General features: G+C 38.6%; 10 protein-coding genes, 11 tRNA genes, 2 rRNA genes and 1 riboswitch. Of the genes, 21 read left to right on the top strand and 2 right to left on the bottom strand.

Translation table 11 applies throughout. The features are described 5' to 3' along the window. From AC6UD0_RS01715 to AC6UD0_RS01655, 13 genes are all read left to right on the top strand, one after another. Positions 1-255: ribosomal RNA gene (locus AC6UD0_RS01715) — 23S ribosomal RNA — on the top strand; the annotation flags it as partial. 72 nt (positions 256-327) lie between these two features. Continuing rightward, positions 328-444, top strand: a 5S ribosomal RNA gene (rrf, locus tag AC6UD0_RS01710). 6 nt (positions 445-450) lie between these two features. Then, positions 451-523: transfer RNA gene (locus AC6UD0_RS01705), tRNA-Asn, on the top strand. A 6-nt stretch (positions 524-529) separates the two neighbouring features. Beyond that, positions 530-621: transfer RNA gene (locus tag AC6UD0_RS01700), tRNA-Ser, on the top strand. Between the two features lie 16 nt (positions 622-637). Then, positions 638-710 (top strand) — tRNA-Glu (locus AC6UD0_RS01695). A 4-nt stretch (positions 711-714) separates the two neighbouring features. Then, positions 715-787 (top strand) — tRNA-Val (locus AC6UD0_RS01690). 8 nt (positions 788-795) lie between these two features. Beyond that, positions 796-870 (top strand) — tRNA-Asp (locus AC6UD0_RS01685). A gap of 68 nt (positions 871-938) precedes the next feature. Beyond that, positions 939-1011, top strand: a tRNA-Phe gene (locus tag AC6UD0_RS01680). A gap of 6 nt (positions 1012-1017) precedes the next feature. Continuing rightward, positions 1018-1100: transfer RNA gene (locus AC6UD0_RS01675), tRNA-Tyr, on the top strand. A 10-nt stretch (positions 1101-1110) separates the two neighbouring features. Next, positions 1111-1181: transfer RNA gene (locus tag AC6UD0_RS01670), tRNA-Trp, on the top strand. Positions 1182-1195: 14 nt separating this feature from the next. Next, positions 1196-1268: transfer RNA gene (locus AC6UD0_RS01665), tRNA-His, on the top strand. A 57-nt stretch (positions 1269-1325) separates the two neighbouring features. Next, positions 1326-1396, top strand: a tRNA-Cys gene (locus AC6UD0_RS01660). A 30-nt stretch (positions 1397-1426) separates the two neighbouring features. Further along, positions 1427-1511: transfer RNA gene (locus tag AC6UD0_RS01655), tRNA-Leu, on the top strand. 188 nt (positions 1512-1699) lie between these two features. Here the strand turns inward: AC6UD0_RS01655 and AC6UD0_RS01650 are convergent. Continuing rightward, positions 1700-2233: an Ltp family lipoprotein gene (locus AC6UD0_RS01650; RefSeq protein ID WP_500693614.1), complete on the bottom strand. Its 534-nt coding sequence runs from the start codon at positions 2231-2233 to the stop codon at positions 1700-1702. 746 nt (positions 2234-2979) lie between these two features. Here AC6UD0_RS01650 and AC6UD0_RS01645 point away from each other — a divergent pair. The 7 genes from AC6UD0_RS01645 (at position 2980) to AC6UD0_RS01615 (ending at position 10816) form a co-directional block, all read left to right on the top strand. Beyond that, the gene (locus AC6UD0_RS01645) at positions 2980-4344 is read left to right on the top strand and encodes a purine-cytosine permease family protein (protein ID WP_500707927.1); all 1365 of its coding nucleotides are present in this window, start codon (positions 2980-2982) and stop codon (positions 4342-4344) included. Between the two features lies 1 nt (position 4345). Then, entirely contained in the window at positions 4346-5581 is a 1236-nt protein-coding gene (codA, locus tag AC6UD0_RS01640; RefSeq protein ID WP_500707925.1) for a cytosine deaminase, read from the top strand. A gap of 77 nt (positions 5582-5658) precedes the next feature. Continuing rightward, entirely contained in the window at positions 5659-6714 is a 1056-nt protein-coding gene (locus AC6UD0_RS01635; protein WP_500707924.1) for a zinc-dependent alcohol dehydrogenase family protein, read from the top strand. 228 nt (positions 6715-6942) lie between these two features. After that, positions 6943-8244, top strand: a complete 1302-nt coding sequence (locus tag AC6UD0_RS01630; protein WP_500707923.1) for a uracil-xanthine permease family protein — start codon at positions 6943-6945, stop codon at positions 8242-8244. Positions 8245-8558: 314 nt separating this feature from the next. Beyond that, the gene (locus AC6UD0_RS01625) at positions 8559-9338 is read left to right on the top strand and encodes a transporter substrate-binding domain-containing protein (RefSeq protein ID WP_500695746.1); all 780 of its coding nucleotides are present in this window, start codon (positions 8559-8561) and stop codon (positions 9336-9338) included. A 24-nt stretch (positions 9339-9362) separates the two neighbouring features. Continuing rightward, positions 9363-10079, top strand: coding sequence for an amino acid ABC transporter permease (locus AC6UD0_RS01620; protein ID WP_500693619.1), 717 nt, complete (start codon positions 9363-9365; stop codon positions 10077-10079). Further along, the gene (locus tag AC6UD0_RS01615; protein ID WP_500707922.1) at positions 10079-10816 is read left to right on the top strand and encodes an amino acid ABC transporter ATP-binding protein; all 738 of its coding nucleotides are present in this window, start codon (positions 10079-10081) and stop codon (positions 10814-10816) included. Before AC6UD0_RS01620 ends, AC6UD0_RS01615 begins: the two co-directional genes overlap by 1 nt. A 37-nt stretch (positions 10817-10853) precedes the next feature. On the opposite strand, the gene AC6UD0_RS01610 is transcribed toward AC6UD0_RS01615, so the two are convergent. Then, positions 10854-11549, bottom strand: coding sequence for a hypothetical protein (locus AC6UD0_RS01610; RefSeq protein ID WP_500707921.1), 696 nt, complete (start codon positions 11547-11549; stop codon positions 10854-10856). A gap of 105 nt (positions 11550-11654) precedes the next feature. Beyond that, positions 11655-11736: riboswitch (SMK box riboswitch) on the top strand. Here AC6UD0_RS01610 and metK point away from each other — a divergent pair. Continuing rightward, positions 11734-12921: a methionine adenosyltransferase gene (gene metK / locus AC6UD0_RS01605; protein ID WP_500706639.1), complete on the top strand. Its 1188-nt coding sequence runs from the start codon at positions 11734-11736 to the stop codon at positions 12919-12921. It overlaps the preceding riboswitch by 3 nt. The last annotated feature ends 19 nt before the right edge of the window (positions 12922-12940 follow it).

Genomic DNA, 12940 nt, shown 5'->3' with positions numbered 1-12940 from the left:
CTATCCCTAGTACGAGAGGACCGGGATGGACATACCGCTGGTGTACCAGTTGCGCCGCCAGGCGCACAGCTGGGTAGCTATGTATGGATGAGATAAACGCTGAAAGCATCTAAGTGTGAAACTCGCCTCGAGATGAGATTTCCCATTCCTTTATGGAAGTAAGACCCCTGAAAGATGATCAGGTAGATAGGTTAGAAGTGGAAGCGTAGTGATACGTGAAGCGGACTAATACTAATCGGTCGAGGACTTAACCAAGCAAAAAGAAGTGGAAGTTAATCGGGCAGAGAAGATATTATCTAGTTTTGAGAGAACGAAGTTCTTTCTAAGTGTGGTGGCGAAAGCCTGAAGGATACACCTGTTCCCATGCCGAACACAGAAGTTAAGCTTCAGCACGCCAAGAGTAGTTGGGGGATCGCCCCCTGCAAGGGTAGGACGTTGCCACGCGATTATTCCGGCATAGCTCAGTTGGTAGAGCACCTGACTGTTAATCAGGTTGTCGACGGTTCGAGCCCGCCTGCCGGAGTACTATGGAGAGTTGTCCGAGCTGGCCGAAGGAGCATCATTGGAAATGATGTAAACGGATTAAAGTCTGTTTCGAGGGTTCGAATCCCTCACTCTCCGTATATTTTTGTAGTATGACCCGTTGGTCAAGTGGTTTAAGACACTGCCCTTTCACGGCAGTAACATGGGTTCGAATCCCGTACGGGTCATTTTGGAGGATTAGCTCAGCTGGGAGAGCATCTGCCTTACAAGCAGGAGGTCACAGGTTCGATCCCTGTATCCTCCATAACATATGGTCCGTTGGTCTAGTTGGTTCAGGACGCCTGCCTGTCACGCAGGAGATCACGAGTTCGAGTCTCGTACGGACCGTTTGTTGTGGGTAACCCTTGCAACATTAATTAAATAGTTTTATTATTATAAATGTCATAAAAGACAATGGCTCGGTAGCTCAGTTGGTAGAGCAACGGATTGAAGCTCCGTGTGTCGGCAGTTCGATTCTGTCCCGCGCCATTATATGGAAGGATAGCGAAGTCTGGCTAAACGCGGCGGACCGTAAATCCGCTCCTTCGGGTTCGGTGGTTCAAATCCACTTCCTTCCATTTTATTTATAGGGATATCGTACAACGGTAGTATACCGGTCTCCAAAACCGTTGATGTGGGTTCAATTCCTACTATCCCTGTTTATGATGTTATGGCGGTAGTGGTGAAGTGGTTAACACATCGGTTTGTGGTACCGACACGCGTGGGTTCGATTCCCACCTACCGCCCTTTTGATTGCTTGGTTCCAGTAGGGAAGGGCAGTTGTTAAGGCTTAGTGCCTTTATGGCGGTATAGCCAAGTGGTAAGGCAGAGGTCTGCAAAACCTTCATCACCGGTTCAAATCCGGTTACCGCCTTTGTTTTACTGCTTTAGCAATCATTAGCATGCCGGAGTGGCGGAACTGGCAGACGCGCTGGACTCAAAATCCAGTGATCATTGCGATCGTGTGGGTTCGAACCCCACCTCCGGTATAACATAGTTATATAGCTTATCTTAGCAAATCAAGAACGTTGTTATTGCAACGTTCTTTTTTTATACTCTGATCTTACTGTGTATAGTTTATTTAATTTTTAAGTGGGTCACACCCTTTAAATACGTGTTATAAATAAAATGGCAAAATAAAAAGCCATCGTAAAATGACTTTTTATCTTATTATGTTTTATTGGTTAACTTGACCTAAGTTGTTTTTATTAATGGCATACTTAGCTTGTTCAGGGGTGTATCCCTCAGCTTCAGAAGTTAGCTGATCGTAAACTTGTTGAGCTGATAAATGTTGTTCTTTCGAATAGTTTTTTGCTGATTTAACCGCGTTTTCTTGATAATCTTTATCACTGAATTTATTAACGGCCGATTGAGCCGCTTCTGGTTTAAATTTATTTCCAGATTGTGATGTTAATTGAGTATATAAACGCTTCTTAGACATTGGAACAGATTCCATATAGCTTTTAGCGGTATTGTATGCATTATTGCTCTCAGTGTTTGCGCTATCAGTTGTTGAAATTGCCGACGCCGTTTTAGACGAACTCTCTAGTTTTACTTTTTGGGATGTTTGACTGCTGGATGTGGCAGAACTACTTTTCTTTTTATCACTGTTACTTCCAACAACGAAGATTACTACAAGTATGATGATTGCAATTATGATCCAAACCCAGAATCGTTTATACCATTTCTTTTTTTGTTTTTCCTTTGCCATAACAAACTCCTTATATTAGCTTTTAACGTCAATCGGTTTTGGACGTATTTTATAATCATACTGATTATTTATTATTTAATGACACCCGAAACACTACCTATTTAGTATATCAAAGTAGCATAAATAAAAAAATCATCAACTTAATCTTTAGTTGCTGACACATAATTATTGATGGTAAAGTAGTTTTGTCAAAATAGTTGACGTTCCTTATTCCACCGTACACGCAGCAAAGATTGAGGGAGAGGTCAGGTAATTAAGCTTTCTTCTTGCTAAGTAACACTGATATGACATATACTAATAATGCAGGGATGAGTCCGGGTACATTAAGGTTCTGTTGATCCTTCATTGTTGTTAATTTATTAACTGCCCGGACTTAGACCTGTTTTTTGATGACTGAGCTAATTATGATAATTGATGCATTAAGATGAAAATAGGGATCACCAAATGGTGATCCCTATTTTCGTTTATTTCGAAGTTTTATTTTTAACTTTCTCAATTTTAATTTTTGTTTCTTAAGCTTTAACTTTTGTTTTTTTAATCGTAACTTTTCACGCTTAAGTCTTGCTTCACGTCTCCCAAGCACATTGATCAACCCCTTAATTGAACTAGTACTTATGATACACTCTTCTTTTTTATAATCCAATCATCATTTTCATAGCTAAATTTAGCTTTTAAATCACTTTACGAATTACTATAATTGGTTCAATGTGAATTTTGGTTATCATTTTAATTCGAGGGAGGAAAAAATGGAAAACGAAAATAAGTATGAAGTTCATCCCATTCCAATGAACGAACGTAACATGAGCTATTGGGATATGTTTGCTAACTGGTTTGGAGCAAACGCTAATAATGGAACTTGGTTTATTGGGGGCATTATTGCCGCTTGTGGTTTATGGGGCGGTTTTAGTGCTTTGGTGATTGCCTCAATTATTTCATATCTGTTTCTAAGTTTAATTGGATATGAGGGGTATAAAACGGGTTTATCGACGACAACCTTGAGTCGGGCGACATTTGGAATCCGGGGAAGTATGATCCCATCGGTTGTCAATTTAGTGATGTTTATGGGTTGGACCGCGGTTAATACTTTTATTGCGGCAACTTCATTATCCTATATTTTTAATTCATTCTTTGGTTGGCCAATCTTTGGGAAGTCTGGTGGTACGTTCGGTTTAGTTGTTGGAATTCTGGTTATGAGTATTTTACATATTCTTAGTGTTATATCAGGGCAACGATCCATTAGAATTATTGAAAGAGTTGGAATTATTCTAGTTATAGTCTTTGTAATATGGGAAGTCTTGGTAGTGTTTAGAGATGTTTCGTTTACCCAACTTGCTCATTATATGGTTCCCAAAAGGGATCGGATGCCGTTTGGAGCAGCAATTGATAGTCTGGCTGCGTTTAACTTGGCATGGGTTACCAGTGGAGCTGATTTTACTAGATTTACTAATAAAAAGCGTGTTTCAACAAGTGCACCATTTTTTGGAGCTTTACTAGGGGCAGTCAGTTTTGCATCCATCGGATTATGTACTACCATCAGTATTGCCATTACGTCTGGAGTCTATGATCCCAATAATTCTGATCCAAGTACAGTGGCCAATAAATTGGGTCTAGGAATGATTGCAATGATTGTGATTGTCTTAACCAGTATGACTGCTAATGCTGTTAATTTACAGGCGGCTGGATCAGCATTAACGAATATGTATCATAAATTGACATTAAAACAGTCGTTGTTGATTGTCACCGTGGTGGCAATGATTTTAACCTTTACCCCACTTTTAAGTGGAAGCTTTCTTTCTGCTTTTACGGCCTTCCTTGATTATATTGGGATGTTTTTAGGCCCAATCATCTCCATCATGCTAGTAGATTACTTTCTTCTTAATGATCGTGACTACCGTTTGGAATCATTTGGAGATCCGAAAGGAGAGTTTTGGTATAGCCATGGGGTGAATTGGTTTGCGTTTGCACTTTGGATTTTAGGAATTTTGTTATACTTAATGTTGAAAAATGTTGCAATTGTTAAAAATACCATCGGAGCAACTTTTATTGTAATGGCAATTATTGCTGTTCTCTACTACGTTATCGGTCGGGCGTTAGAAAGACGGGACAAATAAAATGATTATTAAACAGGGATATATTGAGAATTCGACAAAAAAACAAGACATTTTAGTTAAAGATGGAAAGATTAAAGAGATTGGTGATCACATTGATGATCCTAAAGAAGAGGTGGTTGATGCGAATGGTAAATTAATTATTCCACCATTTATTGATTCACATGTCCATTTAGATTCGACTCTGACAGTCGGTGAACCCCGGTTTAATGAAAGTGGAACTCTATTTGAGGGTATTTCAATTTGGTCTGAGCGAAAACAAAGCTTATCTGAAAAAGACGTTAAGGAGCGCGCCATTAAAACGCTCAAGAATCAGGCTGAACATGGAATTCAGTTCGTTAGAAGTCACGTTGATACTACTGATCCCAATCTTACCGCTCTTAAAGCACTTCTTGAGGTAAGGGAACGGGTATCTAGTTTTATCGATCTCCAATTAGTTGCTTTTCCACAGGAGGGGATTCTATCATTTCCACATGGCAAAGATTTACTAACAGAAGCTGTCAAAATGGGAGTTGACGCCGTGGGTGGAATTCCCCACTACGAATTTAATCAATATTATGGGCGTGATTCACTAACGTTTTTGATGAACTTAGCTGAAAAATATGGCAAACTTGTTGACGTTCACTGCGATGAAATTGATGATCCCAATTCCAGGAATTTGGAAGTTCTAGCTACTTTGGCGTATGAATCAGGACTAAGTGATCGGGTGACTGCAAGTCATACAACGGCTCTTGGATCGTATAACGATGCATATGCCGATAAGTTGATGAGAATTCTTAAGATGTCAAAGATTAACATGGTAGCCAATCCACTAGTTAATATGCATTTGGGTGGTCGATTTGATACTTACCCTAAACGACGGGGTCTAACGAGAGTCAAGGAACTTTTAAAGCATGGAATCAACGTCTCGTTTGGAGAGGACGATGTAAAAGATCCGTGGTATCCAATGGGAAACGGTAACATGTTGGATGCGCTTTACGTTGGTATTTTAGCGAGTCAATTGATGGGGTACCATCAAATTATGGATTCATATAAATTGGTTACTACCAACGCTGCTAAAACTTTACATGTTAGTGATCATTATGGAATTGAGAAGGGGAAACCCGCTAGTTTCTTAATCTTTGATACAGATAATTTTTATAATGAAATTAACGAAAGAAGAACGCTTTTATACTCGATTAGAAACGGGAAAGTTTTGGTTAAAAAACAACCAGAAGAAGTTCAAACTCATTTTAATTAGGTTTTAGTCAGGGTACTTCACTTTCATTTTTCTTGTGATATGATGAACGTAAAGATTACACTGAGGAGGCAATTATAATGGCAGAAGAAGTTAATATCGAGATCCCTAAAACTATGAATGCTTGGGAAATTGTTAAACCTGGACCGATTAACGGAAGGAAATCTCCCTTAAAATATGTTAAAAAAGATGTTCCAACACCAGGTGATGGTGAAGTTTTGGTTAAGGTGCTAACGTGTGGAGTTTGTCACACGGATCTACATGTTACTGAGGGTGATTTACCGGTCCATAAAAAAAATTTAACCCCTGGACACGAAATTATTGGTAAAGTAGTTAAAAATGGACCCCATACTCGTCGATTTAAAATTGGTGATCGAATTGGAATCCCGTGGTTACGGAGAACATGTGGCGTATGTAAGTATTGTCGTTCTGGTAGAGAAAATCTATGCCCATATTCTAAATATACAGGATGGGATCATGACGGTGGTTATGAGGAATATACAACCGTTCCTGAGGGGTTTGCTTATCGAATTCCAGAACGGTTTAACTCACTTCAAGCAGCTCCACTGCTTTGTGCTGGGATTATTGGGTACCGTGCTTTTGAACGTGCTAACATCCCAGCTGGTGGTACGCTTGGAATTTATGGCTTTGGTGGTTCGGCTCACATCACCGCGCAATTGGCGATTGATCAGGGAATTGACGTACACGTCTTTACTCGAGGTGAAGATGCCAAGCAATTTGCTTTATCACTTGGGGCAAAGTCAGTAAACAACACCTATGATATGTCACCCATTCCTCTAGATTCATCGATTATTTTTGCACCAGTCGGTGAGGCTGTTCCTAACGCGTTGAAAAGTTTAGCTTCTGGAGGGACTTTAGCATTAGCCGGAATTCATATGACTGATATTCCTCAGGTGAGTTACGAAGATCATATTTTTCACGAAAAGAACTTAACGAGCGTTGAAAGTAATACGAGAAGTGATGGCGAAGAGTTTTTGACCTTAGCTGATCGGCTACACATCGAACCTGACGTTACTGAGTTTCCACTTTCAAAGGCGGATGAAGCATTGAAAAGGGTCGCAAAAGGTGATTTGAAAGGTGCTTGTGTTTTAAACGTAGGGTTAGAGAGTAATTAGCTTATAAGTAAAGTACAAGTGATGCCAAAACGATAAACCTTTTCGTTTGGAGATTTTATTGACAAACAATCATAAAAAATATATCATTTCAATTAAATAAATCTTTAAGTGTGTCCAGTGAGGCAGCAAGATTTCGAATTTTAAAGTGATACTGTAAAACTTTATTTAATCGAAGACTGTTGTCCCTTGGACAGCAGTTTTTTTATTAGAGAAGGGAAGTCAGTATAAATGTTTCAGAAAAAGGACTATGTATTAGGAATTCATGACCGTCCATCACCACTAAAATGGATCGGACTTTCCTTACAACACATGTTTTCAATGTTTGGCAGCACAGTAATTGTTCCATTGTTAGTCGGTTTAAGCCCAAGTATTGCACTTTTTGCTTCAGGAATTGGGACGTTACTGCATATTTTAATTACTAAGGGGAAAATTCCCGCTTACATGGGATCTAGTTTTGCCTTTGTCACTCCAATGATGGCACTTATGAAAACGACTGGAATTTCAGGAGTTTCTCAAGGAGTGGTTGCGGTCGGCTTAGTTTATGTGGTGGTGGCTACGATCATTTCATTTATTGGATCCGATTGGATTGATAAGATCCTACCACCAGTGGTAGTGGGGCCGATCGTAATGGTGATTGGACTATCACTTGCAGGGAGTGCTGCCCAAAATGCAATGATGGATCATGGAAAGTATAGCTTGGTTTTCTTCGGAATTGCGATGACCACTTTGTTTTTAGCAATTTTCTTCAACGTTAAATTAAAGGGATTCTTGGGATTAATTCCGATTTTATTGGCAATTGTCTGTGGGTATTTAATTTCAATGGCATGTGGATTAGTTGATATTCACGCAATTGCCACTGCTCCATGGTTTAAAATGCCTCCGTTTCATATCATTGGCACCGAGCGAGGCTTCAAGTTTGACTGGAATGCCATCTTGATTATGGCTCCAATCGCTTTTGTTACGATGACTGAACACATGGGTCATTTGATGGTACTCGGAGAAATGACTCACAAGAATTTCTTTAAGAATCCAGGTTTAAATCGCACGCTTGCTGGGGATGGAGCCGCATCGCTTGCAGCTGGAATTCTTGGTGGACCAGCGGTAACTAGTTATGGCGAAAATATTGGAGTCATGGCAATTACCAAAGTTTACAGTGTTTGGGTCATAATCGGAGCAGCGATTTTTGCCATGATCTTTGCGTTCGTGAATAAGTTAAATGTTTTAATCATGCAAATGCCGCTCCCAGTTATTGGTGGAATTAGTTTTCTCCTATTTGGGACAATTGCTGCTAATGGTGTCAAAGTGATGATTGACAATAAATTGGACATGGATAAGAAACGCAATTTAATGATTGCGTCGGTTATCTTGGTAATTGGAATTGGTAATGCATATATTCAAATTGGAAGTTTCCAGTTTACTGGAGTGGCTTTAGCAACTGTGATTGGAATCGTTTTGAATCTTCTCCTACCAAAAGACGAACATGATGATCCAGATCTTGAAGATCAATCTATTGACCCAGTGAAGAAATAGTAATATTATGATTTTATGTTAAAGAACACGAGAGGGGAAACTGACTATGTGTAAACCATGTTGTTGTAAAAAAGATTTGACAAAATCTGACAACACTTTTGGTATGCACTCAAAGGTTTCTCTATAAATGATATTAATTTATTATAATTATGAGAGGACTGGTGGATCCAGTCCTCTTTTTTGTGTTCTTTTGTGATTATTTAGGAGGTAGCATCATGAAAAAGTTACTTGTCTGTTTAAATTTTTAGAGTAAAATAAACATAGCGAGTTAGTTAATTTTGCACAATATATTTTAATGAATGGGGATTTTAATTATGAAGAAAAGATGGCCTTTACTTTTACTAACAGGAGTGGCCGCGTTGGCTCTTACCGTTACCGCATGTGGGAAACAATCTGAGACTAAAAAGCCTGGGACTTTGACGGTTGGTATGGAAGGAACTTATGCTCCGTATTCTTACAAGGATAAGAACGGTAAGTTAACCGGCTTTGAAGTTGATTTGGCTAATGATGTTGCTAAAAAGATGGGGATGAAGGTTCAATACAAGTTAACTGGATGGGATTCATTAATTCAGGGACTCAATTCTAATTCTTACGATGTTATTTTTAACAATATGGCAATTAATCCAGCTAGAAAAAAGCAGTATCGGTTTGCCACTCCATACATTTATTCAAAGGCAATCATGATTACTAAGAAAGATTCACCAATTAAAAATGCTCAAGACTTTAAGGGTAAGAAGGTCGCTGAAGGTACTGGTACTGATAACTGGAATAACGCCGAAAAGCTGCATGCTAAACCAGTTACTTCACCAGACTTTAATACTTCAATGCAAATGATTGATCAAGGTCGTGTTGTTGGTGCCTTAAATGCTCAACCAGCATGGCAAAGTTGGTATGCAAGCCATAAAGATACTGACCTTCAAGCTAAACTAGTTCCAACTAATGTTATTCCACAAAGTCAAATTGCTCCAATGATGAACAAGAAGTCTGCTAAGTTAAATAAACAGATGGACAAAGCAATTAATGAACTTCGAAAAGATGGTACCTTGAAACGATTATCAATGAAGTACTTCGGAGAGAATATTACCGATAAATAATATTAGTTAGGAGCTTAAAGAATTATGTGGGACATTATCATTTCATCATTACCGAGTCTCTTAGAGGCAATGATTAAATACACCATTCCACTAACAATTATTTCATTCTTTTTTGGTTTAATTCTTGCGATTGTTACCGCACTGATAAAGTTTTTAAAACCACATGGGAATGCATTTGTTAGAGTTATGTGGGGCATTTTTAGAGCCATTGCAGACGTATACGTGTGGGCTTTTCGTTCCACTCCATTGTTGGTTCAGTTGTTCATTATTTATTTTGGTTTACCGAATCTGCAAAATTTCATTCCCGGTTTTAATTTTGAAATTCCGGCCTTTACGGCAGCAATAATTGGGTTTTCGTTAAATACTGGTGCTTATGCCTCGGAAACCATTCGGTCAGCTCTGATGTCTGTTCCCCAAGATCAATGGGATGCTGCATATACTCTGGGTTTTAGCACCACTCAAACCCTGTGGTACATTGTTTTACCACAAGCAGCACGAATCGTACTTCCTCCACTATCTAATGAATTTATTGGATTAGTTAAGGATACCTCTCTTGCAAGTACGATTACCATCACAGAGATGTTTCAGGTTAGTCAACAAATTGCGGCGCACAACTATCAGCCACTACTTATGTACACAGAAGTAGCCGCTCTTTACGCTATTTTGTGCAGTATTTTAACGATCCTTCAACACTATCTCGAAAAGCGTTCTTCAAGATACTTAAAGGGGGATGAAGGCTAATGATTAAGATTGAAGACATTGTAAAAAAGTACGATGGAAAAACCGTTCTGGATAAAATTAGCACGGAATTTCCTGAGGGAAAAACGACCGTAATTGTTGGTCCTTCTGGTTCTGGAAAGTCAACGTTGCTACGTTCCCTGGACTTGTTGGTTCATCCCGATTCAGGCGTAATTAGTTTTCCCAATTTTTCGTTAAACTACGCGGATAAGATTACCAGTAAACAAAGTAAGGAATTACGAGCACAGACTAGCATGGTCTTTCAAAATTGGAATCTTTTTCCTAATTTACGGGTGATTGATAACATTACGGCTGCGCCAATCCACGTTCATAAGATTTCGAAAAAAGATGCGATAGCTCAGGCAGAAAAATTATTGAAACGGGTTGGTCTTGAAAAATATGCTAATTTCTATCCCGATGAATTATCTGGAGGAATGCAACAACGAATCTCGATCTGTCGGGCATTGGCAGTCAAGCCCAAGTACATTTTATTAGATGAACCTACCAGTGCGCTTGATCCGGAGTTAGAGACGCAAGTTTTAGAAATGCTGGAAGAGTTAGCTGATCAGGGACAGTCAATGATTATGATTACTCACAACATTGAGTTTGCTAAATTATCTGCTGATAAAATGTTATTCATCGAAAAGGGGGAGAAGATTTTTGATGGATCAAAGGACGAATTTTTTAATAATCCTTCTCCGAGAATCAAAGAATTTTTAGATGCAATTTCCTTACAGTAAATAAAAATGAGGACTTCATATTTTGAAGTCCTCATTTTTATATGAAAGTTGCTAATCCAATAATTATAAATGAAAGTAAACAATTTTCTGGGGTTTCTTTTTCGCTGAAGATTTGAATTCCGTATGAGATTAATACTAAAGTAATTAAAATTGCACATTTTAATAAGGGAAAATTTGCTAGCAGAAGCGCTGCAAAGATTAAAATGAAGATAAAGTTTAATTTAGTTTCAAGTCGGTGATTAAAGAACGGAACAAAGAACAAACAGTATAAGCAAAATAGAATTCCAACGTTTACGAGGACACTTGATTCTAGGTATTTGTTATCGAGATAACAAAAAGAAATGACCGGAGCAATTGAATTTAGAAAGGAAAAACAAACTAGTCCATAGTAATTCTCGAGTTTAAATTTTGGCATCATTACAATGATGTTGGTGATTCCAAGGATGATAAACAGGATGATTAATAAGATGGGAAACAAGGTGACAATCGCTAGTAACACTGGGATGACGTTGAGAAATAAATTGATTCGTGGATCATAACGAATGATGAAAAGTAGAAGGGATGCCGACCAAAGAAACTCTGAGAGGATTAGCACCACCAGTCTGGTATTCCATTGAACTGATAGTAAGTCAACTTGCGAAGCAAAAAGCCATATTAGTGTATTTAATATGATGAATATTGTAAGAACTAAGGCATGTACGGTAGTTTGATTCTTTTCAATAAAAGTTTTCATAATATTGTCCTTTTTTTATTAATAAATCCATGTTAATCAATTATGTAAATTTGTTCAATGCAGATTTTGTGTTCTTTTTAATTACTTGCGAATATGTTATTATTATAAAGTTATGAGCAGATTCCCGATAGGATTCACGAAGAGTGAAGTTGCCTTGTAACCACAAACAATAGGGGGAATAAGAATGTCAGAAAAGCGTTTATTTACTTCTGAATCAGTTTCGGAAGGTCATCCGGATAAAGTTGCCGATCAAATTAGTGATGCAATCTTGGATGCAATTTTAAAAAAAGATCCAGATGCACGAGTTGCCTGTGAAACCTCAGTTACTACAGGACTTGTATTGGTGTTTGGTGAAATATCAACTAGTGCTTATGTTAACATTCAAAAAGTTGTTAGAGATACGATTCGTGAAATTGGTTATAATGATCCTAAATATGGTTTTGATGCAGATAGTGTTGCTGTGTTAGTTTCACTTGATGAACAGTCACCAGATATTGCACAGGGAGTTGATGAGTCGGTTGAGACTCGTGGCGGAGACGTTGACCCACTTGATAAGATTGGTGCTGGGGATCAGGGAATTATGTTTGGTTATGCAGACAGTGAGACTCCTGAGTTAATGCCACTCCCAATCTCATTGAGTCATCATTTAATGCAGAAGCTTTCTAAGCTTCGTAAAAATGATTCTATTCCTTATCTTAGACCGGATGCCAAAGCGGAAGTAACGGTTGAATACGATCAAAATGATGATCCTAAGCGTGTTGATACCGTGGTTTTAAGTACCCAACATGATCCTGATGTTACTCAAGAGCAGATTCGAAAAGATGTTATCGAGAAGGTCATCAAAACGACGATTCCATCTAAGTATCTTGATGAGAACACTAAGTATTTAATCAATCCAACCGGAAAGTTTGTGGTTGGTGGACCCGTTGGGGATGCCGGTTTAACTGGAAGAAAAATCATTGTTGATACATATGGTGGGGCAGCTCATCATGGTGGCGGTGCTTTTTCTGGGAAAGATGCGACTAAGGTTGATCGTTCTGCAAGTTACGCAGCACGGTATATCGCTAAAAACATTGTTGCGGCTGGACTTGCAAAAAAGATTGAAATCCAGTTGGCATATGCCATTGGGGTTGCTGAACCAGTCTCAATTTCAGTTAATACGTTTGGGACTTCAAAAGTTTCAGATGATAAGTTAGTTGCTGCCATTAGAAAAGTATTCGACTTGCGACCGGCTGGAATTATTAAGATGCTTGATTTAAAGCGGCCAATTTATAAACAAACAGCTGCTTATGGTCACTTTGGAAGAACGGATGTCGATCTTCCATGGGAACACACCGATAAGGTAAAAGAGTTACAAAGTTATTTTAAATAGGATTTAAATGACGACCTTC

Source organism: Fructilactobacillus sp. X7R9C1 (genome assembly GCF_059901005.1).
Note: the sequence above shows the minus strand (reverse complement) of the source record. Positions and strands in the feature narration are given on the sequence as shown.

Coding starts and splice junctions, on each gene's coding strand:
- AC6UD0_RS01625 (WP_500695746.1), top strand. CDS start 8,559: ATGAAGAAAAGATGGCCTTTACTTTTACTAACAGGAGTGGCCGCGTTG.
- AC6UD0_RS01645 (WP_500707927.1), top strand. CDS start 2,980: ATGGAAAACGAAAATAAGTATGAAGTTCATCCCATTCCAATGAACGAA.
- AC6UD0_RS01615 (WP_500707922.1), top strand. CDS start 10,079: ATGATTAAGATTGAAGACATTGTAAAAAAGTACGATGGAAAAACCGTT.
- metK (WP_500706639.1), top strand. CDS start 11,734: ATGTCAGAAAAGCGTTTATTTACTTCTGAATCAGTTTCGGAAGGTCAT.
- AC6UD0_RS01610 (WP_500707921.1), bottom strand. CDS start 11,549: ATGAAAACTTTTATTGAAAAGAATCAAACTACCGTACATGCCTTAGTT.
- AC6UD0_RS01630 (WP_500707923.1), top strand. CDS start 6,943: ATGTTTCAGAAAAAGGACTATGTATTAGGAATTCATGACCGTCCATCA.
- AC6UD0_RS01650 (WP_500693614.1), bottom strand. CDS start 2,233: ATGGCAAAGGAAAAACAAAAAAAGAAATGGTATAAACGATTCTGGGTT.
- codA (WP_500707925.1), top strand. CDS start 4,346: ATGATTATTAAACAGGGATATATTGAGAATTCGACAAAAAAACAAGAC.
- AC6UD0_RS01635 (WP_500707924.1), top strand. CDS start 5,659: ATGGCAGAAGAAGTTAATATCGAGATCCCTAAAACTATGAATGCTTGG.
- AC6UD0_RS01620 (WP_500693619.1), top strand. CDS start 9,363: ATGTGGGACATTATCATTTCATCATTACCGAGTCTCTTAGAGGCAATG.